18 protein-coding genes are annotated in these 23,339 nt (G+C 53.6%); 9 read left to right on the top strand and 9 right to left on the bottom strand.

Annotated features, from left to right (window positions below; genetic code table 11):
• Positions 1-156 precede the first annotated feature (156 nt).
• Positions 157-1,257: a sodium-potassium/proton antiporter ChaA gene (gene chaA / locus H0248_RS14980; protein ID WP_180786508.1), complete on the bottom strand. Its 1,101-nt coding sequence runs from the start codon at positions 1,255-1,257 to the stop codon at positions 157-159.
• Between the two features lie 292 nt (positions 1,258-1,549).
• Positions 1,550-2,353, bottom strand: coding sequence for a siderophore-interacting protein (locus H0248_RS14975; RefSeq protein WP_180786507.1), 804 nt, complete (start codon positions 2,351-2,353; stop codon positions 1,550-1,552).
• Between the two features lie 434 nt (positions 2,354-2,787).
• Between H0248_RS14975 and H0248_RS14970 the strand changes: the two genes are divergently transcribed.
• A complete protein-coding gene (locus tag H0248_RS14970) occupies positions 2,788-3,471 on the top strand; it encodes a gamma-glutamylcyclotransferase (protein ID WP_010310069.1) in 684 nt (227 codons plus the stop codon).
• Positions 3,472-3,551: 80 nt separating this feature from the next.
• Here the strand turns inward: H0248_RS14970 and H0248_RS14965 are convergent, their stop codons facing one another.
• From H0248_RS14965 to narX, 4 genes are all read right to left on the bottom strand, one after another.
• Positions 3,552-4,592: a DUF481 domain-containing protein gene (locus H0248_RS14965; protein ID WP_180786506.1), complete on the bottom strand. Its 1,041-nt coding sequence runs from the start codon at positions 4,590-4,592 to the stop codon at positions 3,552-3,554.
• Between the two features lie 304 nt (positions 4,593-4,896).
• Positions 4,897-6,174 (bottom strand): acyltransferase family protein, encoded by a 1,278-nt coding sequence (locus H0248_RS14960; RefSeq protein WP_180786505.1) that lies wholly within the window; start codon positions 6,172-6,174, stop codon positions 4,897-4,899.
• Positions 6,175-6,436: 262 nt separating this feature from the next.
• On the bottom strand, positions 6,437-7,087 hold the full coding sequence (gene narL / locus H0248_RS14955; RefSeq protein WP_010276892.1) for a two-component system response regulator NarL: 651 nt from the start codon (positions 7,085-7,087) through the stop codon (positions 6,437-6,439).
• Positions 7,080-8,888: a nitrate/nitrite two-component system sensor histidine kinase NarX gene (gene narX / locus H0248_RS14950; protein WP_180786521.1), complete on the bottom strand. Its 1,809-nt coding sequence runs from the start codon at positions 8,886-8,888 to the stop codon at positions 7,080-7,082. Before narX ends, narL begins: the two co-directional genes overlap by 8 nt.
• A 336-nt stretch (positions 8,889-9,224) precedes the next feature.
• Between narX and H0248_RS14945 the strand changes: the two genes are divergently transcribed.
• The 5 genes from H0248_RS14945 (at position 9,225) to narI (ending at position 18,116) form a co-directional block, all read left to right on the top strand.
• Complete coding sequence (locus H0248_RS14945; protein ID WP_180786504.1) at positions 9,225-10,613, top strand: NarK family nitrate/nitrite MFS transporter; 1,389 nt, start codon at positions 9,225-9,227, stop codon at positions 10,611-10,613.
• A gap of 745 nt (positions 10,614-11,358) precedes the next feature.
• Positions 11,359-15,135, top strand: a complete 3,777-nt coding sequence (locus tag H0248_RS14940) for a nitrate reductase subunit alpha (RefSeq protein ID WP_052900879.1) — start codon at positions 11,359-11,361, stop codon at positions 15,133-15,135.
• The gene (gene narH / locus H0248_RS14935) at positions 15,135-16,700 is read left to right on the top strand and encodes a nitrate reductase subunit beta (RefSeq protein ID WP_010276902.1); all 1,566 of its coding nucleotides are present in this window, start codon (positions 15,135-15,137) and stop codon (positions 16,698-16,700) included. The genes H0248_RS14940 and narH overlap by 1 nt, the downstream gene beginning before the upstream one ends.
• On the top strand, positions 16,693-17,412 hold the full coding sequence (gene narJ, locus H0248_RS14930; protein ID WP_180786503.1) for a nitrate reductase molybdenum cofactor assembly chaperone: 720 nt from the start codon (positions 16,693-16,695) through the stop codon (positions 17,410-17,412). The genes narH and narJ overlap by 8 nt, the downstream gene beginning before the upstream one ends.
• Before the next feature lie 26 nt (positions 17,413-17,438).
• The gene (gene narI / locus H0248_RS14925) at positions 17,439-18,116 is read left to right on the top strand and encodes a respiratory nitrate reductase subunit gamma (protein ID WP_180786520.1); all 678 of its coding nucleotides are present in this window, start codon (positions 17,439-17,441) and stop codon (positions 18,114-18,116) included.
• A gap of 101 nt (positions 18,117-18,217) precedes the next feature.
• Here the strand turns inward: narI and H0248_RS14920 are convergent, their stop codons facing one another.
• The gene (locus H0248_RS14920) at positions 18,218-19,090 is read right to left on the bottom strand and encodes an EamA family transporter (protein WP_180786502.1); all 873 of its coding nucleotides are present in this window, start codon (positions 19,088-19,090) and stop codon (positions 18,218-18,220) included.
• A gap of 62 nt (positions 19,091-19,152) precedes the next feature.
• Between H0248_RS14920 and H0248_RS14915 the strand changes: the two genes are divergently transcribed.
• Together H0248_RS14915 and H0248_RS14910 are read left to right on the top strand one after the other, a co-directional pair.
• Positions 19,153-19,680: a MarR family winged helix-turn-helix transcriptional regulator gene (locus H0248_RS14915; RefSeq protein ID WP_180786501.1), complete on the top strand. Its 528-nt coding sequence runs from the start codon at positions 19,153-19,155 to the stop codon at positions 19,678-19,680.
• Between the two features lie 3 nt (positions 19,681-19,683).
• Positions 19,684-20,160: an OsmC family protein gene (locus H0248_RS14910; protein ID WP_180786500.1), complete on the top strand. Its 477-nt coding sequence runs from the start codon at positions 19,684-19,686 to the stop codon at positions 20,158-20,160.
• A gap of 185 nt (positions 20,161-20,345) precedes the next feature.
• Here the strand turns inward: H0248_RS14910 and H0248_RS14905 are convergent, their stop codons facing one another.
• Complete coding sequence (locus H0248_RS14905; protein WP_180786499.1) at positions 20,346-21,284, bottom strand: ornithine cyclodeaminase family protein; 939 nt, start codon at positions 21,282-21,284, stop codon at positions 20,346-20,348.
• Positions 21,285-21,293: 9 nt separating this feature from the next.
• On the bottom strand, positions 21,294-22,268 hold the full coding sequence (locus H0248_RS14900) for a threo-3-hydroxy-L-aspartate ammonia-lyase (RefSeq protein ID WP_180786498.1): 975 nt from the start codon (positions 22,266-22,268) through the stop codon (positions 21,294-21,296).
• A gap of 301 nt (positions 22,269-22,569) precedes the next feature.
• Here H0248_RS14900 and H0248_RS14895 point away from each other — a divergent pair, with 301 nt between their 5' ends.
• On the top strand, positions 22,570-23,193 hold the full coding sequence (locus tag H0248_RS14895; RefSeq protein WP_180786497.1) for a helix-turn-helix transcriptional regulator: 624 nt from the start codon (positions 22,570-22,572) through the stop codon (positions 23,191-23,193).
• The last annotated feature ends 146 nt before the right edge of the window (positions 23,194-23,339 follow it).

Raw genomic sequence — 23,339 nt, 5'->3', positions numbered from 1 at the left:
CAGAAACCAAAGTAAGGAAGTAAATCAATATGGCGGGCCTGCCGGTCCGTCGACGACAGCCTTACGATACGCCGGACGTGCTCAGAAGATCCAGATATACATCAAGAGAAGTGGTTTTTTGCGGGGCCNNCAGTGAAAACTGCGTCGGCAGGAGAATTACAGCGTGATGGTGATCAGATAGGCGGCAAAGAGCGCCAGATGCGCGCTGCCGCTCAATACGTTGGTTCTACCGGTGGAGAACGTAATGTGGCACAGCACCAGCACCGACAGCATCACGACAATGTGTGGCATATCCAGACCGAAGTTTAGCGTGCGGCCTGTCAGCATGGCGATAATCGTAACGGTAGGGACCGTCAGGGAAATGGTTGCCAGCACGGAACCGAAAAACAGGTTCATGGCGCGCTGTACCTGATTTTTCAAGACCGCACGGATCGCTCCCAGCCCTTCAGGAGAGAGGATTAACAGCGCGACCAGGAAGCCCGTAAACTGCGTCGGCGCATTCATTTCGGTCAGCAGCGTTTCCAGCGGCATGGAGTTCGTCTTGGTGACCGCGATAACGGCAACCAGGTGAACCAGCAGCCAGGCGGTGTGCCACAGTGAACTGTGTGCGGACGGTTTACCATGGTGCGGATCATCGCCGTCACCTTCGTCTTCATGCTCATACACAAACAGGCTTTGGTGCGTACGCGTTTGAATCAACAGGAAAACGCCGTACATCGCCGCAGAAATTGCGGCAACAATCAACGACTGCGCTACGCTGAAGTTACCATCGGGTAAGGCGCTGGGGAAAACCAGTACAATCACCGCCAATGGGAATATCGCCATCAGGTATTGCTTGATGCCGCTGAGGTTGACGTACTGTGTGGCGAATTTACGGCCACCGAGTAAGAGGGCGAAACCGACCAGACCACCGGTGACAATCACGATAATGGAATAGAGGGTGTCACGCATCAGGTCCGGGCCAGCGTCACCGGTTGCCATCAGCGCCGAAATCAAGCTGACTTCCAGAATGACAACGGACAGGCTGAGGATCAATGAACCGTAGGGTTCACCCAGACGGTGTGCGAGCACGTCGGCGTGACGAACTACACTAAAGGCGCTGAACAGTATCCCAGCTAGCGCGATAGCGTTGATGCCGAGAATGGCGACAAAATTTTGTGAAGTGCCCCACATGTAGAGCACAGCCAGCGCAATAACAGGAAAAATGAGTGAGTATTCATGATGGCGAGTTTTGACCACCTCAGCATGAGACTTCATTGCGGGAGTTCTCCTTATCCAGTGGAATGATACGGCAAAATATCCCCGTCATATTTCAAGTTAACATATCTGCCACCTGAATGGTTCCGGAAATAAAACAACAATAAATAGCAAAAGGTTACTAAAAAGTAGTTATAACGTAATAAAACGAACGATATGATAATGATAACAGATTGGCGTGTTAATGCGGGGAGTTTTACGGATTTTTACGCTTTGTGCTTAAATTTAGATGAAAAGGGAGAATTTACATGTCTTCTCCCTATCATGATAATATCAAATGTCTTTTTTTTGGCTATTCGTCAGGATTATCCATAATATCGTGACGTTTATGATGATAATCCTCTTCATTTAGTCCTTCTCGCCAATAAGGCACGGCATACATCTGTTTTCGCTCGCACCCGCGTTCGCGCCGCACGTGGCGACGAAGCTGAACTACGATACGATCCTCACCCGCTAACCAGTAAAACGCATTTTCAGCCGACGGAAGTGCTTGAAACTGCTGTAACAATGCATCGGTCACGTCCGTTCCGCCGATAATCCAGTGCAGTTGAAGCTGTGCTGGTTTCGCGATATCAAGTTTATCAGCCTCGCTGTCGACACGGATTACCGCATGCCCCGTTGCGTCATCAGGCAGATTCTCCAGCAGCGCCATGAGCGCGGGGAACGATGACGGGTCAGCAGCCAGATAATAAGCGGCCGCTGGCGGCAGCATCGGGAGCGGGCCACCGGGTTGTGAAATACCGACCCAGTCGCCGGGCTTGGCCTGACGGGCAAAGGTGACGGCAGGCCCCGCGTGCTCATGCAGCGCGAAAATCATATCCAGCTCCGCATCCTCCGGGCGCACCGCACGGACGCTATAGGTGCGGACGATGGGGCGGGCTTCGCCCTCTGGCCAGATCGGGCCGCGTTCGCCAATCACGGGAAGAGCCGGTTTTTGCTGTCCTGCCTGAGGCAAAAAGAGCTTGATGTGTGCACCGTATCGCTCGGTCGAATAATCGCGTAGCGCGTCGTGATGGAAAGTAATGCAGCGTAAATGAGGGGAAATATCGTGGATCTTTTTAACCTGAACTAAAACAGGCTGACGCGGCGTTGCCATTCAGTGCCTCCGTGGATAGTCGATTCCAAATTAAGGATGATAATAACACGAGATGATAATTATTATCATTTGATGTCTATCCGTTATTATTTTTGTTGCCGCCGATACGTTTCATTGGCGTCGAAAGCGTTCACGTCAAGCCTGCGGCAGGCTCCTGACGTCACAAAAATGAGGTTTGTATCAGGAATGCGTCAAGTCTGGCGGCGCGTTGCCGATTAAGTTGGTACAAAATCGGAATTTTTCGTGAGTGAAAAATTATCACGAACTTTTTCTGTTTTTGTGACTAGTATCAAACTTGATTGCAAAGCCATAAATGAATAACCTCAATATCTATAGTGTTGTAAAATTAAACAGATGAAGCAGTTAGATTTTTACACGCAGGGCGAGAGTCGATCTAACGAGCAGCAAAAGAGTAAGGTTGGGGGTAGTAAGTAGTGTTAACACGCGATTTTTTGCAGAAAGCAGATTGTAGAACGTCTTTTGGGTGTATTGAAGAAACCTTACTGCTCACCCCGCAACAGCGGGCTGACTCGTTGGACAGGACGTTGGCGCTCCGGCCAAATAGCTGCCCTGTCTGGGTGTTTGGCTATGGTTCGCTCATGTGGAATCCGGTTTTTGACGCCGAAGAAACCTGTCTGGCCACGTTGGCAGGGTGGCAGCGTGCCTTTTGTCTGCGCCTCACCATTGGTCGCGGCACGGTAACGCAGCCGGGGCGGATGCTGGCGCTGAAACCCGGTGGGCAAACGACGGGATTGGCTTTCCGACTGCCGGAAACCTCATTGCGTGAAGATCTGGAACTGTTGTGGAAGCGTGAAATGCTGACGGGCTGCTATCGTCCGCTTTGGTGCGAACTGCATCGCAAGAACGGTGCACCGCTGACGGCGCTGGTGTTTGTCTCCGAGCCGGAGCATCCCCTCAACGAAAATGATACCTGCATTCAGAGCGTTGCCCCGCTGATTGCGCGCGCGAGCGGTCCGCTCGGCACCAATGCGCAATACCTGTTTGCACTCGAGCAAGAGCTGAAGAATCACGGAACGGAAGACGAAAGCGTGAGCGAACTGGCACAGCGGGTGCGTATCCTGCAACAGTCGTGTTCTGCGGCAGCAGGAAACGGCTAATCACGAAACAACGGTGGGCGGAAGCATTGAGGTGAACGACGAGGCCGCCGTTCACCTTGAGACACTGTGAAGCTACTGACTTACCAGCCGACGCCAACACCCATGGTGTAGAGTGTGTCGTCAACATTCCCCTGATTACTTTCGATACGGGTACGTGATACTTTCATCGTCATCGAAGACCAGTCGGTCAGCTTGAAGCGCAGGCCCGCATCTGCTTTCAGATAGATTGGTGCGGTGCTGTCAAATGAACGCCCGAATTCACCGTTGGTGAAGGCTTCAACCGATTTGCTGAACAGATAGCGGTTGTAAGCCCACTTGATGCCCCCAGAATAGAAGTTATCTTCACCTTGATCGCGGTAGACGAAGGTTTGGGAGTTGACCAGCGACGTCAGTGAGAACGCCCCTAAATCGTTATCCCAGAACTGATAACCGGGACCGAGACCGAAAGAGCGGTTGATTTTAATGCTTTCAATCCAGTCGCGTTTATATTGATAACGGCCCTGCCAGAACCAGTTCTCATCCACGAATTTATCCAGCGCATATTCGCCAGCGGCATTCTTGGTGCTCTCGACTTTATTCTCTTTTGCCAAATGGTAGCTGGCATCTAGGTTGTGCCGCCACGTATCGTGGCGCGCTTTGGTGTTCAGCGTCACATCGTAGTTGTCGGTTTCTGTCGAACTTTTCTTGTGCGACATGCCAGCGTCAATGTTGCCTTTCCAGGCGAAATCGGTCACCAGCGGCTTCTGCGCGACGATGGACGTAATTTCAGAAAGTGGCAACGTTTGTGGGCCAGTCGCTTCGTTAGCCAGCGATGGGCTTGCGACGACGGCACGATTTTCGCCCGCTTTAACCGCCGGATACAGAACGCCTTTCTCGTAGCGTTCACCTTGAATCACCAGACCATGGTCAGATTCAAAGGTTTTCACCTTATCCCAGTCGACAGAAATAGAGCCGGCATAATCGGTGTTGATAAAGAGTTTACCGCCGTCAAGCAGCGTGATTTTCCCTGTAAGCTGGTCGCCATTGGTCAGCCAAATGGTGTCAGCGCGGCTCTGTGTAATGCCAGCAGAGAGGGCGATAACCAGGCTGAGGGAAGAGAGTGCGTGTTTGGATAGTGTCATTATTGCCAAGTAAACCGTGGTGACAGGTATTGAGATGTCCGTCAAAGACAAAGACGTACAGCCGATGATAACGAACCGGTTTAGTCCGGAACGGCAAACATTAACAGGAATCGTAGTGATGCTCTACCCGAAAACGAAAATTGATTAGAATGTAAATAGTTATAAAAGTGGCTATTGATGATTAACAGCTATAACGCGATGTCTGTCACATTTTTGAGCTGACGGAAAGGGGATGAATCGTGCGGGGGATGATGCTCTCTGACCTTGCTTGTTTCAGGCCAGAGAGCGTGAGCGATAGAGGACGCTATGCGGTGCGCTGCGTGCGCGAGGTGTTGTTGTTGCTCAGGAAACGTGTGGTCAGGAACGTCCTTACGCGGAACACGATCCGTTCCTGGAAGAGAACACAGAGCGTCACGGTGCTGAGCAGGAAAATGATATAGCCCGTCATGGACAGTTGTACTTGGCCTGCTGCGGAAATGCACTGCCCCCAATCGCTGAAGCAGGCCATCGGGTTACCGCGCACCAGCTGTTCTAGCGTACGGAACAGATTAAAGAGCGGAACGTGTAGCGCAAAGATAGACAGCGAAGCTGCCCCCAGTCGGGGCGACCAGTGCCGCAGCCAGTCACTGTTAGGTTCACGCGCCAGCGCGCTGAGACAAACCAGACCGACCTGAGCCGGCAGGAGCAAGCCGTTGTGCAGCAAGAAATACCAATAGGCTTCACCTTTTGTGAACAGCCAGGTAGCGACAAGGAAATTCACACCGATAAAGAGGGCGATTGCGTAGCGCTGGCCTTTGGTCAACGGTAAGCGATCTTTCTGACGATAATGACGGAACAGCGCATAGCCCAAAATCCCGGCCAGGAATTCCGGCAGACGGAAGATCGGCCCACGCTGCAATAGCCCAGTGTACGGCATACCGAACTGCTGTTGCCAGATCACCCAAATCGGCGGCAGCAGATACAGCAGGCAGACGATCCCCATCCACAGCCACGGATGGCGGTTGTTCAACAGACGCGGTGCCAACAGCGGAAACGCCAGATAGAAAAAGAACAAGGTGGAAAGCGACCATAACGGGGCATTGAAGGTCAGGAAGTAAGGATTCCATGCCTGCAACATCAGTACCTGCAATAATCCGTTGAACGCCAACTGTGCATTCGTCATGTAATGGCGCAGCGTTTCGGGGTCGGCTGCGGGATCGTTGGTGTCATAAATAACGAAACGCGCACTGGCGACTTGTCCTTCCGGTGGCACGGCCAGCCACTGCATCAGCGTGACAACGGCAATCGAAGACAGCAAGGCAATGATATGGATGGGATAAAGATTAAAGAAGCGTTTGGCCCAGAACTGGCGAACCGGTTCGCGCAGACGTCCGTCCTTAATGTAGACATGTGCGAGCAAGAAGCCAGACAGGACAAAGAACGTGCTGGTCGCGAAGAATCCCATACTGGTGAGCTCGCTCAGGAAGGGAATGCGTTCTCGCTGGGGATAAACGTGTACCGTGTGGTAAATCATCACGTAGCAGCCGAGCAAAAACCGTAACCATTCCAGGCCGATAAACCGCTCTTTACTGACCTTTTTCATGTTGTTCCTCAACGTTAAACTCGGTGTAAAAGCCGAAAAATGCGATTACTAACTAGTTTAGATGAGAGAAACGTCACATTAATTAGGATAATGGCTATAAATGCCGGTGCCGTTTAGCAAGCGTTTAGATTGGGCGGGGTGTTGATGGGGTTTTCATCAACTACGGCGGCATCCCCGCTCACGCGAGGATAATCTCAGACGGAAGGGCGCCAGAGCGCCTTATCCGTACCGCTGACAATAGCGGTATCTTGTGACGATTGGATTAAATCACTTTTTCTTGTAATACCCAGACAGCCGCTTCAACCCGTGATTTTAGCTTCATTTTTTTCAACAGGTGTTTGACGTGAACCTTAACGGTACTTTCAGTAATCGTGAGCTTGCGGGCAATCACTTTATTGGATAATCCCTGAGCCAGCAGCTTCAGAATATCGCGTTCGCGCGGCGTGAGCTGCTGAATGTCCCGGTCGCTACTGTGGCGGCTTTCGCGCAGGCTGGCGGCCAGAATCGGGGTCAGTGTTTCACTCAGTACCATTTTTCCTGACGCCGCCTGATGCAGCGCAGCCAGTAAATCTTCCGGCTCCATATCTTTCAGCAGGTAACCGTCAGCACCATTTTTCAGGGCATTGACAACATCGTCTTCATGGTTGGATACGCTAAAGACGACAATGCGGCCAGACAGCGATTTTTCCCGCAGACGATTCAAGGTTTCCAGACCATTCATGCCGGGCATGTTCAAATCGAGCAGAATCAAATCCGGATCCAACTGTTCCGCTAGCTCGACACCCTGTTCGCCGTGACTGGCTTCACCTGCCACCTGCAATTCTGGATCCATGCTGATGAGTTGTTTAACGCCATTCCGCAACATGGGATGGTCATCAATCAGCAGTAGGGTGGCGGCATCTTCGTTAATCATGAGTTTCTCCTGTTAATGGCAGCCGGTGACGGTATTCGGAGAGGAAGTTGACATTGACTTCCGTACCCCCCGACGGCCGGCGTCGAACAATGCATTCGCCGTGCAAACCCCGAGCACGGTCGCGCATGATAATAAGTCCATAGTGGTTGGCGCGGCTGGCATCATCCGGAATACCGATGCCATTGTCGGCTACGCTGAGTTCGATGTAGCCCTGACGTAGTTGCAGGGTGATGTCGACCTGTGTGGCCTGCGCGTGTTTATAAATATTGCTCAGTGCTTCACGTACAATTTGCAGGACGTGAATACCTTGGTGAGCGGAAACCGACTGCGGCGGCAGGCGGTAATGCAGTTCGATGGGATAGCCCAACCGCTTGCCGAATTCATCGACCGACGCCCGCAGCGCAGCGAGTAAACCAGATTCAGAAAGTTTCAGCCGGAACGTCGTCAGCAACTCACGCAGTTGGCGATAGGCGGTGTTCAGCTCTTCCCGCATTTCCGTCAGCAACTGCTGCGATGCGGGTGGCAAATCGCCGCCCTGCATTTGCAGACAGCTCACCTGAATTTTCAGGCAGGAGAGGGACTGGGCGATAGAGTCGTGCAGTTCGCGGGCAATGGTGGCGCGTTCTTCCATTAGCATCAACTGCTGCTGATGGTTAGATTGACGCTCCAGCGCCAGCGTGCTGGTCAACTGTTCCAGTAAGGTATTCAGTAACTGATTCTGATCGCGGCTCAGTACGGTGTTGCTCGGCAGCGTGGCTAATACAACGCCATATTGCCCGTGCTTGTCATGCAGATCCCAGCAGTGAGGCTCGCCCGGTAGATCTTCCCGTTTTGCCTGCATCCCGCAGCTCTGACAGCTGTTATCCGGGCAGTGATCCGGCTGTGACTGGCTGCAATCGCTAAACTGGTGAAACTGTTCCTGATTGTTATCTTCATACAATCGCAGTTGAATATTGCGCAGTGGAGTCAGCGACGGCAGTTCGTTCAGGATCGGCATCAGCCGGCTACACAGCGGTGCGCCGGTATGCAGGCGTCGACTGGCGCGATAGAGAAAAGACAGCAGGTCGTTTTTCTGTTGCAGGTCGGCCGTTTTCTCGGCGACGCGCAGTTCCAGACTGTGGTACATGGCGGAAAGTTCATCCGACATGCTGTTCAGCACCTGTCCCAGCGTACTCATTTCGTCATGGCCGTTGATAGCGACGCGCTGGGTGAAATCACCTTGCCCGATAGCTTGTCCCATCGCAACCAGACGTCGCCACGGCCTCAACAGGCGTCGACGCAGGTAAAAGAATGTGGTGATCAGCAGAATAAACATGATGCCGATGAAGATGCGCTGCACCAGCGTGACCATCCTCAACCGCTGTTCAGTTTTATGATCGATGGCGGAAACCAGATCGTCGAGTTGCTTCACGAAGCGGGCGACATCCGCCGAGGCATCAGCAGAATTCGTTGCCTGCCGCAGATGCGGTTGCAGGTTTTCCAGCCAGAAAACACGCAGCGCAGTGAATTGTTCACTCAGTCCTTCCCGACGTACTGCCTGCTGTAGGTCGCTGCTGATTTCGTTTTCTTCCAGTTCTTGCAGGTAGATTTCATTCTCGGCAGAGAGCGGCACCATCGAAAGCAGCCGGTAACTCTGCATACGCAGCGAGCCTGCTTTATTAATGGCATGCGCGTTCCCTTGGATGCTTTGAGACATCCAACTGGAAACCGACATACCTGCAATACCCAGCAAACCGAGTAGCAACATCAATAAGGCAACCTGATTGACGAGCGACAGCGGCAGCAGGAAACGTTTCAACATAATAAAGCGACCTCTGCTGGAGGAGTAGAAAACCAGTACCGAGAAGGATAACCCTTTAGCCATTTTTCCCGATCCTACATGATAACCCTATACCTACTAGTGAGTACCACCGAATATCCATGCATTGAAAGGGGATAGGACAGTGCGAAAAAATAGAGATATAACAGATTGAATTATCGTTGCTTATTTTTCTATTTTTATTACTCATTAAGGAGTGTGGTTATTTTTACACGGTTTTTTTACCTGACAGCGCGTTGATTTGCATCAACTTTACCTGCGGTGTAATCCCTAATGTTGCGTCTTAATTCTACCGCGTTTTTATTTATCGAGGTTTTTATGACGCAGCCTTCATCACCCGAAAAAGTATCGCAAAGCACGCTGATAAGGGAATGGAATCCTGAAGATACAAAATTCTGGCAATCTGGCGGCCAACGGATAGCACAGCGTAATCTTTGGATCTCTGTACCGTGCCTGCTGTTATCGTTTTGTGTCTGGATGATTTTCAGCACCGTAGCCGTTAACCTAAACAAGGTCGGATTTAGTTTTACCACAGACCAGTTATTTTTGCTGACCGCGCTGCCTTCTGTCTCCGGTGCGCTATTACGTGTTCCATACTCCTTCGTTATCCCAATGGTTGGCGGTCGCCGTTGGACGACATTAAGTACCATCATTCTGGTGATCCCGTGTATTTGGCTCGGGTTTGCCGTACAAAATCCGCAAACGCCGTACAGCATTTTCGTCACGATTTCTCTGATGTGTGGTTTCGCGGGGGCTAACTTCGCGTCCAGCATGGCGAACATCAGTTTCTTCTTTCCCAAATCACGTCAGGGTAGTGCGCTAGGCATTAACGGCGGATTGGGCAACCTCGGCGTGAGCGTGATGCAGTTGCTGGTGCCGGTAGTGATTTTCCTGCCGATTCTGGGCTTCTCTGGCCATGGCGTTGTTCAGCCTGACGGGCACCAGATCTGGCTGCACCATGCGGCATGGGTGTGGGTACCGTTTTTGGTGATTGCTGCAACCGCTGCCTGGTTTGGCATGAACGATCTTCCTGCACCTAATGCGTCAATACGCAAGCAGTTGCCGGTTCTGAAGCAAATGCATCTGTGGGTGCTCAGCTTTCTGTACTTGTCCACGTTTGGCTCATTTATCGGTTTCTCGGCGGGCTTCGGCATGCTGTCCAGAACACAGTTCCCAGACATCGTGATTCTTTACTACGCGTTCTTTGGACCATTGCTGGGGGCGTTGGCGCGTCCGGTGGGCGGAATGCTGTCTGACCGTTTTGGCGGTGTGAAAGTCACGTTGATTAACTTCATCTTTATGGTGATTCTCTCGGTATTACTGTTCCTATCCCTGCCGAGTGCAAACTCAGCGGGTTCATTCGGGATGTTCTTTGGCATCTTCATGATGCTGTTCCTGACGGCCGGTCTGGGGAGTGGGTCAACCTTCCAGATGATCGCCGTGATTTTCCGTAAATTAACGGCAGATCGCGTGAAAACTCAAGGTGGAAGTGATGCGGATGCGCAGCGTACAGCAGCCACGGATACCGCAGCAGCGTTGGGCTTTATCTCTGCCATTGGCGCTATCGGCGGCTTCTTCATTCCTCAAGCTTTCGGGATGTCGCTGGAGTTAACCGGTTCACCCACTGGTGCAATGAAGGTGTTTGTGGTGTGCTACGTCGTGTGTGTATTGGTGACCTGGTTGTTCTATGCCAGAAAGAAAAACTGAGCCTTGACCCAGCTCCCAACCACCTTTTAGCCACATTTTATGTCGACTAAGAGGTGGTTTCGTGCGCGGTTAATGCTGTTATTTTCATGCTACTCCGTAGCACGCGCCCGACAAGGAACGCTCAATTGCCGCGCTCCTTGACCTCAGGCTTGTTGGCGCTAATTGTGTCGCTACGCGATACCTTCGGCGTTCGTGACTGCTACTCGGGCCTCCAGTGACGCGTTCCCGACGCGGCACTGGTTTTCGCCGCATCCGTGCGGCTCACCCGGCAGTCACGCCCACCTCAGCACAATTTTTTACGCCAGAAAAACAAGGACAGAGACATGCTCTCCAAGTTCGCATGGAAATATAACTATGACGCCTCCTCCTTTTCGGGGAGGCGTTTTTTTTCGCGCTGCATCCAGCTACCCCCTTTACTGAATTTGTACGATTTTTCGTCGCTTCCCGACTACTACCTCTAAATAGTCGTGTGTATGAATTCAGTATAAGCACAAAACGAATGGTTTTATTTTTATCTTTTAAAATCAATTAATTATGTGTTTTTTCTGTAATAATTCTTTGGTGGTAGTTAGCGATATACTCCGTTTTTCACAGGGTGACACTCTTGATCGTTATCAAGTTTGACAACGCGGTTGCTGGATACCCTAGCGCCAACTTGAGCGATGTGTCGTAAGCAAAAACAGATGTCTGCTACGAGCATTTCATAACGACAGGGGCCAGCAGGCTTCGCAGCAGGAGAGTCCGGATGAGCAAATTCCTTGACCGGTTACGTTACTTCAAACAACTGGCCGAACCGTTTTCCGATGGGCATGGCCAGACCCTCAATACCAATCGTGACTGGGAAGACGGCTATCGCAGTCGCTGGCAGCATGACAAAATCGTGCGTTCTACCCACGGGGTAAACTGTACCGGTTCATGTAGCTGGAAGATTTATGTGAAAAACGGTCTGGTGACGTGGGAAACGCAGCAGACTGACTACCCGCGCACCCGCCCGGACCTGCCTAACCATGAACCTCGCGGCTGCCCGCGCGGTGCCAGCTATTCCTGGTATCTCTACAGCGCCAACCGCCTGAAATACCCGATGATGCGTAAGCGCCTGCTGAAGCTGTGGCGTGAAGCGAAACTGACGCATAGCGATCCGGTGGATGCCTGGGCGTCTATCGTCAATGACCCCGAAAAAACCAAATACTACAAACAAATTCGTGGCCGTGGTGGCTTCGTTCGTTCTGACTGGAATGAAGTCAACGAACTGATCGCTGCCTCTAACGTTTACACCACCAAGACCTTCGGCCCAGACCGCGTGATCGGTTTCTCACCGATTCCTGCGATGTCGATGGTGTCCTACGCAGCGGGCGCCCGTTACCTTTCTCTGCTCGGCGGTGTGTGCCTGAGCTTCTATGACTGGTACTGTGACTTGCCACCGGCGTCACCGATGACTTGGGGTGAGCAGACTGACGTACCGGAGTCTGCCGACTGGTATAACTCCTCTTACATCATTGCCTGGGGCTCTAACGTTCCGCAAACCCGTACGCCGGATGCGCACTTCTTTACGGAAGTTCGCTACAAAGGCACCAAAACCGTTGCGGTCACGCCGGACTACGCTGAAATCGCCAAGCTGTGCGACCACTGGCTGAACCCGAAACAAGGGACCGACAGCGCAATGGCGCTGGCAATGGGCCACGTTATTCTGAAAGAGTTCCACCTCGACAAACCGAGCCAGTATTTCAGCGAGTACGTTCGTCAATACACGGACTTACCGATGCTGGTGCTGCTGGAGCCGCGTGAAGACGGTTACTACGCGGCGGGTCGTATGCTGCGTGCTTCCGATCTGGTGGACAACCTCGGCCAGGACAACAACCCGCAGTGGAAAACCATCGCGATTGACGATGAAAGCGGCAATCTGACGGCTCCGCAAGGGTCGATCGGCTACCGTTGGGGCGATCAGGGCAAATGGAACCTGGAACAGCGCGACGGCGTGAGCGGCGAAGAAGTGAAGCTGCGCTTGAGCCTGCTGGGCTCGCATGACGATGTGGTTGATGTCGGCTTCCCGTATTTTGGCGGCGCGGTCAGCGAACATTTCAACAACGTTGCGCTAGAAGAAATCCTGCTGCACAAACTGCCGGTTAAGCGCCTGACGCTGGCTGACGGTAGCGAAGCGCTGGTTGCCTGCGTGTATGACCTGACGATGGCGAACTACGGTCTGGATCGCGGTCTGGGCGACGACAACTGCGCGCGTGATTACGACGATGTGAAAGCGTACAGCCCAGCCTGGGCCGAGAAGATTACGGGTGTTTCTCGTCAGAACATCATCCGTATTGCGCGTGAATTCGCGGATAACGCCGATAAAACGCACGGTCGTTCGATGGTCATCGTCGGTGCCGGTATCAACCACTGGTACCACATGGACATGAACTACCGCGGCATCATCAACATGCTGATTTTCTGCGGCTGTGTTGGTCAGAGCGGTGGCGGTTGGGCGCACTATGTCGGACAAGAAAAACTACGTCCGCAAACCGGTTGGACGCCGCTGGCGTTTGGTCTGGACTGGCAGCGTCCGCCTCGTCACATGAACAGTACGTCGTTCTTCTATAACCATTCCAGCCAGTGGCGTTATGAAACCGTCGCGCCGCAGGAACTGTTGTCACCGCTGGCGGATAAATCCCGCTTTACCGGCAGCATGATTGACTTCAACGTGCGCGCCGAGCGTATGGGCTGGTTGCCGTCTGCACCGCAGTTGAACGTTAACCCGCTGGATATTGCAGAGAAAGCGCGTGCCGCTGGCGTAACACCGCAGGACTATACCGTTGCCGCGTTGAAATCAGGCGAAATCAAATTTGCCGCTGAACAGCCGGATAGTCCGCAAAACTACCCGCGCAACCTGTTCATCTGGCGTTCTAACCTGCTGGGTTCTTCCGGTAAAGGCCACGAATACATGCTGAAGTACCTGCTGGGTACGGAGCACGGTATTCAAGGGCAAGATCTGGGTACCGCGGGCAGCGTGAAGCCGGAAGAAGTGGAATGGCGCGACCAGGGCGTTGAAGGCAAACTGGACCTGGTGGTGACGCTTGATTTCCGTATGTCCAGCACCTGCCTGTACTCTGACATCGTCCTGCCAACGGCAACCTGGTACGAAAAAGACGACATGAATACCTCGGATATGCATCCGTTTATTCACCCGCTGTCTGCGGCTGTCGATCCGGCGTGGGATTCCAAAAGCGACTGGGAAATCTACAAAGGCATCGCGAAAGCCTTCTCCCGCGTCTGTCAGGGACACCTTGGTCAGGAAACCGATCTGGTTACCTTGCCAATTCAACACGATTCCCCGGCTGAAATGGCGCAGCCGTTCGGCGTGGATGACTGGAAAAAAGGCGAATGCGATCTGATTCCGGGCAAAACTGCACCGCACCTGATGATGGTGGAGCGCGATTACCCGAACCTGTACGAACGTTTCACCTCGCTCGGTCCGTTGATGGACAAGCTGGGCAACGGCGGTAAAGGCATCGGCTGGAACACGCAGACCGAAGTCGATTTCCTGAAAAAACTGAACTACACCAAGGCTGACGGTGCGGCGGCGGGTCGTCCGAAGATTGAAACGGCGATCGATGCGGCAGAAGTGATTCTGTCTCTGGCCCCGGAAACCAACGGTCAGGTAGCGGTGAAGGCGTGGGAAGCGCTGAGCAAATTCACCGGTCGTGACCACACGCATCTGGCACTGAATAAAGAAGACGAAAAAATTCGTTTCCGCGATATTCAGGCGCAGCCGCGCAAAATTATCTCCAGCCCGACCTGGTCTGGTTTGGAAGATGAACACGTTTCCTATAACGCCTGTTATACCAACGTTCATGAGCTGATTCCGTGGCGTACGCTGTCCGGTCGCCAACAGCTGTATCAAGACCATGAGTGGATGCGTGCCTTCGGTGAAAGCCTGCTGGTATACCGTCCGCCAGTCGATACCCGTGCGGCTGAGCCGGTGATGAATAAGAAGCCTAACGGTAACCCGGAAAAACCGCTGAACTTCCTGACGCCGCACCAGAAATGGGGCATTCACTCCACGTACAGCGACAACCTGTTGATGCTGACGCTGGGTCGCGGTGGCCCGATTATCTGGCTGAGCGAAGATGATGCCCGCGATTTGGGTATTGCGGATAACGACTGGGTAGAAGCGTTTAACGCCAACGGTGCGCTGACGGCGCGTGCGGTTGTCAGCCAGCGTGTGCCGGCGGGAATGACCATGATGTACCACGCGCAGGAACGCATTATTAACCTGCCGGGATCGGAAATTACCCAGCAGCGCGGCGGTATTCACAACTCGGTAACCCGTATCACGCCGAAACCGACCCATATGATCGGCGGCTATGCCCAACTGGCTTATGGCTTTAACTACTACGGCACCGTTGGGTCAAACCGCGATGAGTTCGTCGTAGTTCGTAAAATGAAACGCATCGACTGGCTGGATGATGAAGGTCAGGACTATGTTCAGCAACAAACAGTACAAAAAGCGGTACAGCAGGAGAAAGCCTGATGAAAATTCGTTCACAAGTGGGCATGGTGCTGAATCTGGACAAATGCATCGGCTGTCACACCTGCTCCGTTAGCTGTAAAAACGTCTGGACCAGCCGTGAAGGGATGGAATACGCCTGGTTCAACAACGTCGAAACCAAACCGGGCGTGGGTTATCCCCATGCCTGGGAAGATCAGGAAAAATGGAAGGGCGGCTGGATCCGTAAAATCAGCGGCAAGCTCGAACCGCGTATGGGTAACCGCATCAGCGTGTTGTCCAAAATCTTCGCTAACCCGGATGTGCCGGAAATCGACGACTACTATGAGCCGTTTGACTACGACTATCAGAACCTGCGTAAAGCGCCGGAAGGCAAGCATCAGCCTGTCGCGCGTCCGCGCTCGCTGATTACCGGCCAGCGGATGAAGAAAATCGAGAACGGCCCGAACTGGGAAGACGATCTGGGTGGTGAATTCAGCGTGCGCTCCAAAGATAAGAACTTTGAGCATATGCAGAAAGAGATGTACGGCCAGTTCGAAAACACGTTCATGATGTATTTGCCGCGTCTGTGCGAACACTGCCTGAACCCGGCGTGTGTGGCGACCTGTCCGAGCGGCGCGATCTACAAACGTGGCGAAGACGGTATCGTCCTGATCGATCAGGACAAATGCCGCGGCTGGCGTATGTGCCTGACCGGTTGCCCGTACAAGAAAATCTACTTCAACTGGAAGAGCGGCAAATCAGAAAAATGTATTTTCTGCTACCCGCGTATCGAAAGTGGTCAACCGACGCTCTGCTCAGAAACTTGCGTCGGACGTATCCGCTATCTGGGCGTGCTGCTCTATGATGCTGACCGCATCGAGCAAGCGGCGTCGGTGGAAAACGAGAAAGATCTGTACCAGAGCCAACTGGATGTGTTCCTTGACCCGCACGACCCTAAAGTCATTGAACAAGCGCTGAAAGACGGCATTCCAAACAGCGTCATTGAAGCGGCGCAGCAGTCGCCGGTATACAAAATGGCGATGGACTGGAAGCTGGCGCTGCCGCTGCACCCAGAATACCGCACGCTGCCGATGGTCTGGTACGTGCCGCCGTTGTCACCGATTCAGTCTGCTGCGGATGCAGGTCAATTGGCACATACCGGCGTACTGCCGGACGTCGAAAGTCTGCGTATTCCAGTGCAATATCTGGCGAACCTGTTGACCGCAGGGGATACCGAGCCTGTATTGCTGGCGCTGAAACGTATGCTGGCGATGCGTCACTACAAACGTGCAGAAACCGTAGAAGGAAAAATCGATACCAGCGCGCTGGAACAGGTTGGGCTGACCGAAGCGCAGGCGCAGGAAATGTACCGCTATCTGGCGATTGCGAACTACGAAGATCGTTTCGTGATTCCATCAAGCCATCGTGAACTGGCGCGTGAAGCTTTCCCAGAAAGCAAAGGCTGCGGTTTCAGCTTTGGCGATGGTTGCCACGGCAGCGATACCAAATTCAACCTGTTCAACAGCAAGCGTATTGATGCCATTGATGTCAGCAACAAAACGCGCGACATGAACAGCAAAATCATGCGGGAGACGAACCATGATTAGCCTGCGGATTATTGCCCGCCTGCTGGACTATCCCGACAGCGAGCTGTGGGAGAACCGGGCTGAGTTGATCGAAGCGGTAGAGCAGGCTGATGCTTTGCCGCTGCGCGAGAGTCATCAGCTCATGCAGTTCATCAATACGCTGTGCGCGCAGGATTTGTTGGACAAACAGGCAGAATATAGCGGCCTGTTTGACCGCGGTCGGGCGACCTCGCTGCTGCTGTTCGAACACGTTCACGGTGAGTCTCGCGATCGTGGTCAGGCGATGGTCGATCTCATGCAGCAATATCAGGATGCCGGTCTGGCACTGGATTGCCGTGAGCTGCCGGACTACCTGCCGCTGTATCTTGAGTACCTTTCTCGTCTGGAACCTGCGCAAGGGCGCGCGGGTTTACTCGACATCGCGCCGATTCTGGCGTTGATTGGTGCGCGTTTGCAACAGCGTGACAGTAGCTATGCCGTGCTGTTCGATCTGCTGTTGGCGTTGTCCGGCAGTGATCTGAAAAGTGACGATGTCACACGTCAGGTCGCTGACGAAGCGCGCGACGACACGCCGCAGGCGCTGGATGCCGTGTGGGAAGAGGAACAGGTTAAGTTCCTCGGTGAAGAAGGCTGCGCATCGGCCCAACAAACGCAACATCAACGCCGCTTCGCTGGCGCGGTGGTGCCGCAATATCTGAATCTTGACGCTACATCGGCGGGAGGGCAACGCTAATGAGTGCAATCACGAACTCTTCTTTTATAAACTTCAGCAACATATTCTTTTTTGACATCTATCCTTACCTGGCGATGGCTATTTTCCTGATTGGCAGCTGGCTGCGTTATGACTACGGTCAGTACAGCTGGCGTGCCGGTTCGAGCCAAATGCTGGATAAGAAAGGGATGCGTCTGGCGTCTAACCTGTTCCATCTGGGGATTCTGGGCGTATTTGCCGGGCACTTCCTCGGTATGCTGACGCCGCACTGGATGTACGAAGCCTTCCTGCCAATGGATGTAAAACAGAAAATGGCGATGTTCGGCGGTGGTGCGGCAGGCCTGCTGACGTTTGTCGGTGGCGTGCTGTTGTTAAAGCGCCGTTTGACCAACCCGCGTATTCGTGCCACGTCCAGCGTTGGCGACATTCTCATTCTGTCTCTGCTGGTGATTCAGGCTGGTTTGGGGCTGCTGACCATTCCGTTCTCTGCACAGCATATGGACGGCAGTGAAATGCTGAAACTGGTCGGTTGGGCGCAAAGCGTGGCGTTCTTCCAGGGCGGGGCGTCTGAGCATTTGGCGGGTGTTGCGCTGATCTTCAAGCTGCACATCGTGCTGGGGCTGACGCTGTTTGTGCTGTTCCCGTTCTGCCGTCTGGTTCACATCTGGAGCGCTCCGGTCGAGTACCTGACGCGTCGCTACCAGTTAGTACGTAACCGTCGCTAAGTATGATAAACACGGCGGCGTTATCATAACGCCGCTGTTTTAACGTCTTCCTTTTCATCTTTCCCCGCCAACAACGATCGTCATCAGCAGTTCTTCGTTGATTACTTACCTCGCGCCGTCGTCCATTGCACGGCGAAGACGCTGGCTAATACGATGGCCAAACCCAGAAATGCCGTCCCAGTCATCGACTGTGAAAGCAACGCCCAGCCTAGCACCACGGCGGTCAGCGGGCTCAGCAGCCCCAATGAGGCAACGGCAACCGTCGGCAGGCGCGATACGCCACGAAACCAAAGCCCATAAGCGAGCACGGCACCCGCAAGACAGAGATAGGAATAGGCGGCCCACTGTGGCAGGGTTAAAGCAGGCAGCGGCGCATCGGCTATCCATGCAACGGGTGCCAGCATCAACCCGCCGAGGAAGAGTTGCCAGCCGGTAAGCGGCAGTACGGGCAAATCAAGTTGCCAGCGACGTGTTAACCAGACCCCGGTCGCCATACATACCGCCCCCAGCAGCGCGGCGGCAATGCCCACGGGCTCAAATGTTGTCTGCGGCGACAGCAGCAAAATGGCCATGCCCGCCACACCGATGATCGCCGACCACAGCGTCGCCAGTCTGGGCGCACGATGATCCACTGCCCAGACCAACACCATCACCAGCAGCGGTTGGATCGCGCCAAGGACGGCTGCCAGTCCGCCTGGCAAACGATAAGCCGCGACAAACAGCAGCGCTTGAAAGACGCCGATATTCAGGGCGCTGAGCACGAGCACACGCCACCAGTCTCGGCGGGCGGGGAAGCGGCGCGTGAATAAGAGCAGTAGCAGACCCGCAGGCAATACGCGGATAAGCGCCGCCGTAAAAGGACGATCCGGCGGCAGGATTTCTGATGTCACAATGTAGGTCGAGCCCCAAATCGCAGGAGCCAGCGCCGTGAGTATAACGTCACGCCAATAGTGTGGTGAGGCTGTAGTGTTCATGACTTTACCTTCAATTCAAGATATCATGATAGTGTTGATTAATTACCTTGAAGTCAAGATAAATGAGAAATCAAACCAGCGAACGCGAATACGACGCGGTAGATGCTATCCTTGAACAATGGCGGCGCGAACGGCCCGATCTGGATGCCAGCCCCATGGGACCGATTGGACGCCTCAGACGATGTGCCGCGTTCCTCGAACTGCGTCTGGAAGCCTGTTTCTCCCGATTTGAACTGAGCAGTTGGGAGTTTGATATGCTGGCGACGCTGCGTCGTGCCGGTGCGCCACATTGCCTCAGCCCGACGGAGCTGTTCTCCGCGCTGATGGTGACGTCAGGCACCATGACTCATCGACTCAAACGCCTTGAAACCCGAGGATTTATCGAACGTGTGCAGAACGCACAGGATGCGCGCAGTACGCTTGTGCAACTCACCGGCACAGGGCTTGAACTGATTAATCGTGCCGTTGAGGCACACATTGAGAACGAGCGTCAGGTGCTCTCTGTACTGCCTGCCGATGTGTTGTCTTCTCTTGATGCTAACCTTGCAGCGCTACTGCGAGGGCTGGAAAACCATAACAAAGGGAACTGAATCATGTCTGAATACCGTGCTTCAATCTGCTGGCAGCGCGATGGGCAAAATTTTATTGATAACCGCTACAGCCGATTGCATCAGTGGCGGTTTGACGGTGGTATTACGTTGCGCGCCTCGTCGTCACCGCATGTCGTGCCGCTGCCTTTTTCGTTGGAAGACGCAGTCGATCCTGAAGAGGCGCTGGTGGCCTCGTTGTCCAGTTGCCATATGCTGTGGTTTCTTTCCATTGCAGCTAAAAAGCGCTTCTGTGTCGATGACTATCAGGATAACGCGGTGGGCACGATGGGCGTGAATGCGGCAGGAAAAACGGCGATGCTGGACGTCACGCTGCGTCCGCAGGTGACATTCAGCGGCGAAAAGCGGCCTACCGCTGAGCAATATGCCCAGTTGCATGAACTGGCGCATGACGCCTGCTATATTGCCCATTCGGTGAATTTTCCGGTGAACTGCGAGCCGACGTTAGGGATGAGCAACTGAACTGAACGCGTTGACGGCGCGCAGAGATAAACATGCGTAATGCGAAATCACCGCCCGACGCGTTCAGATCGGGCGGTGTGACCGATTACGGTCAGCCGAGCATTACCATCCGATAGGTTGAAAGCGGAACTCATCAATCAACAAAAAGGGCGTTTCCAGCGCGTTAAGCCAGTCAATATTGTTCATTATGCACCTTCATTTTGTTTAGCCTGCTGCCAGGCGGCAAGAATGCGTTGGCCGATATATAAGTCCTGAATGGACAAGCCGGAGCTGTCAAACACGGTGATATCGTCCGGCGTTTGTCGTCCTGCTGCGCTTGCGCTAATCACGTCGCCGATGGCGGTCAGCGTCACATGGGCTGGCGCATGTTGGAAGTCACCAATCATTCGGGATTGGGAAGGCAGATCGCAAAACAGGCGGCCTGCGGTAAACAGCTCTGGCGGCAGTTCCTGCTTGCCGACGGCGTCCGATCCCATGCTGACAACGTGCGTTCCGGCGTTAACCCATTCGGCGTTAAACAGCGGCATGCGTGATGGCGTTGCGGTCACGATGATATCCGCCGCGCGACACGCGCTTTCGGCATCGCTGACGTGCACATCCAGTCCGGCTGCCTTGAATTCTTGCGCCATCTCTGCGGATTTGCTGCTATCGCGCCCGACAATCAGCAGGGTACGGATTGGCCGTATTCTTGCCAGCGCGACGCACTCATAGCGGGCCTGATGACCGGTTCCGAACACGGCGAGAACCGAGGCATCTGGTCTTGCCAGCAAATCGGCGGCAACAGCGTTGGCAGCGGCGGTACGAAAGGCGTTCACCTTTCCGGCTTCAATCGCGACCGCTATTTTCCCGATTTGCTGATCGAACAGCAGAATGAGGGAATTATGGCGGGGTAGCCCGTTGGCGGGGTTTCCCAGCCAGAACGAACCGACTTTTAGCCCTGAGAGTTCATGGGTTGCTGAGGCCTTGATGCTGAAGGTGTTGACCGGATCGGAGCCTTGCCCATGCACCACCGGAAAACTACGTGCTTCAGGTTCGCTGGCGGCGAGCAGGGCTTCACGAACGGCGTAATAAGCCAGCTCATGGCTGATAAGTGCCGCCGATTCCGCTTCAGAAATAAAGATCATCGTTTTTCCTTAGGCATTGCCGGTCAGAAATGCGCCGTAGTGGCTGATATCGACATTCCCGCCGCTGATAACAATGCCGATGCGTTTACCGCGTAGCGATTCCCTGAGATTGCGCGCCGCTGCAAAGCTGAGGCATCCCGTTGGCTCCACGACGATCTTCATGCGCTCGGCATAAAACCGCATCGTGTCAATCAGGTCATCGTCCGTCACGGTCAGAATATCGTCGACGTTCTGACGAATCAGGGCGAAGGGGTAGCGGCCGAGTTGCTGTATTTGTGCGCCATCGGCAATGGTTTGCGGTGTGTCGATATGCACGATATGGCCACTGCGAAGCGATTGCTGCCCATCGTTGCCTGCGAGAGGTTCAACACCATAAATAAGGCATTGTGGCGACAGCTGACGGGCGGAAAGCGCGGATCCTGCCAGCAGACCTCCACCACCTACGCAGACGAACAAGGCATCCAATTCGCCTGTCTCTTCCAATAGCTCTTTCACCACCGTTCCTTGCCCGGCAATAACATGCGGATGGTCGAAAGGGGGAATGAGCGTCAGGCCGTGCTTTTTCGCCAGATCGTTACCGATCTGCTCACGATCTTCAGTGTACCGATTGTATTGCACCACGTTGCCACCGTAGCCCCGTGTTGCGGCGATCTTTATCGCGGGGGCATCGTGCGGCATGACAATCGTTGCGGGAATGCCGAGTAATTTGGCAGCCAGCGCAATCGCCTGCGCATGGTTACCGGAAGAGAAGGTGACCACGCCAGCCGCTTTTTGTGCGTCAGTGAATTGTAATAAGGCATTCATGGCGCCGCGAAACTTAAATGCGCCTGTACGCTGGAAGTTTTCACACTTGAAGAAAACCTCTGCGCCGAATGTGTCATTGACCGTGCGCGATGTCATCACCGGTGTTTTATTGGCATAGCCATCAATACGTTCCGCTGCGGCTACCACATCGTCGTAAGTGGGGAGGCGTAAGTCGCTCATAGTTGGATAATCCGATGTTAGTGATTATGAATACCGGAACCGTCGTTCCGACGCTGTCGAATGCTTGATAAACAAAATATACAAAATTAGATAAATTGTCTAATATGATTTATCGTTAGGTTTTCGACCACCGTGAGGTGCATCGCGTGTCGCTGAAAAAAGTGGGAACGAGTACGTGTTGCGGAACTCGGAGCGACCGCTGGCGACATCGCGTGTGGGTACTAAATCAGGTGTACTTACAGTACACTCAGCGCCAGAAAACGCGCTTGCGCAAGCATGAGTAGAGGAATGGGAGAGGAATATGTCTGCATCTGGAGAAGGTCTGCTGCTGACGCAATTAGAAGCGATAGCGAAAGGGCTGAGCGAAACGTTTGCGCCATTCTGTGAAGTGGTTGTGCACGATCTGAAAAACCCAGAACACGCGATACTTTCCATTCACAATAACCTCTCCGGCAGGGAGGTGGGTGCGCCTGCAACGGAACTGGGCCTTGCCCGTATCGCCTCGCCCGAATTTCCCAATATTTTGGCGAACTACGCCAACCAGTTTGCAGACGGACGCCCGGTAAAAAGCACCTCGGTCGGCATCAAAAATGCGGAAGGTGACTACGTCGCGGCGCTGTGCCTGAACGTCGACATGACACTCTTTCGCGGCATGCAAAATGCGCTGGCGCAGTTCACCCAGCTCGCGTCGGACTCCGTAACGGAGCATTTAGAACCAAACGGCGCGGCAGCGATCAGACAACACATCGATCACTTCGCCGCCCGGCTTGCCACCACACCACGGGCGCTAAAAGCGCAGGACAGAAAAATCCTGCTTCAGGAACTGAAAGACAGCGGCCTGCTGGAAGTCAAAAAATCCATGGAGACCATCGCACAACACCTCGGCGTATCACGGGCGTCGGTTTATTTGTATGCGAAGGATTAAGTAAAGGGCGGCGTTTAATGCCAGATTGTTTTGAGACGCCAAGTTACTGATGTGATGATGGTTGAATTTTTTAAGTAAAATGGTCGTAAATCAAGAAATGTATACGACCATTAGACGTTTAGCGAGCCTGTAATTAAAATTGTGTA

Origin of the sequence: Pectobacterium brasiliense, from assembly GCF_013449685.1 — a bacterium.
GTDB classification, from domain to species: domain Bacteria; phylum Pseudomonadota; class Gammaproteobacteria; order Enterobacterales; family Enterobacteriaceae; genus Pectobacterium; species Pectobacterium brasiliense_A.
This window is presented reverse-complemented; position numbering and strand designations above follow the sequence as displayed.

Bases quoted from the DNA above. Each gene is read 5' to 3' on its own strand.
- H0248_RS14900 (WP_180786498.1), bottom strand. From the start codon at position 22,268: ATGAGCGACTTACGCCTCCCCACTTACGACGATGTGGTAGCCGCAGCG.
- narX (WP_180786521.1), bottom strand. From the start codon at position 8,888: ATGTTGAAACGTTTCCTGCTGCCGCTGTCGCTCGTCAATCAGGTTGCC.
- narJ (WP_180786503.1), top strand. From the start codon at position 16,693: ATGATTAGCCTGCGGATTATTGCCCGCCTGCTGGACTATCCCGACAGC.
- H0248_RS14945 (WP_180786504.1), top strand. From the start codon at position 9,225: ATGACGCAGCCTTCATCACCCGAAAAAGTATCGCAAAGCACGCTGATA.
- H0248_RS14965 (WP_180786506.1), bottom strand. From the start codon at position 4,592: ATGACACTATCCAAACACGCACTCTCTTCCCTCAGCCTGGTTATCGCC.
- narL (WP_010276892.1), bottom strand. From the start codon at position 7,087: ATGATTAACGAAGATGCCGCCACCCTACTGCTGATTGATGACCATCCC.
- H0248_RS14940 (WP_052900879.1), top strand. From the start codon at position 11,359: ATGAGCAAATTCCTTGACCGGTTACGTTACTTCAAACAACTGGCCGAA.
- H0248_RS14910 (WP_180786500.1), top strand. From the start codon at position 19,684: ATGTCTGAATACCGTGCTTCAATCTGCTGGCAGCGCGATGGGCAAAAT.
- H0248_RS14895 (WP_180786497.1), top strand. From the start codon at position 22,570: ATGTCTGCATCTGGAGAAGGTCTGCTGCTGACGCAATTAGAAGCGATA.
- chaA (WP_180786508.1), bottom strand. From the start codon at position 1,257: ATGAAGTCTCATGCTGAGGTGGTCAAAACTCGCCATCATGAATACTCA.
- H0248_RS14915 (WP_180786501.1), top strand. From the start codon at position 19,153: ATGAGAAATCAAACCAGCGAACGCGAATACGACGCGGTAGATGCTATC.
- narH (WP_010276902.1), top strand. From the start codon at position 15,135: ATGAAAATTCGTTCACAAGTGGGCATGGTGCTGAATCTGGACAAATGC.
- H0248_RS14960 (WP_180786505.1), bottom strand. From the start codon at position 6,174: ATGAAAAAGGTCAGTAAAGAGCGGTTTATCGGCCTGGAATGGTTACGG.
- H0248_RS14920 (WP_180786502.1), bottom strand. From the start codon at position 19,090: ATGAACACTACAGCCTCACCACACTATTGGCGTGACGTTATACTCACG.
- H0248_RS14975 (WP_180786507.1), bottom strand. From the start codon at position 2,353: ATGGCAACGCCGCGTCAGCCTGTTTTAGTTCAGGTTAAAAAGATCCAC.
- H0248_RS14905 (WP_180786499.1), bottom strand. From the start codon at position 21,284: ATGATCTTTATTTCTGAAGCGGAATCGGCGGCACTTATCAGCCATGAG.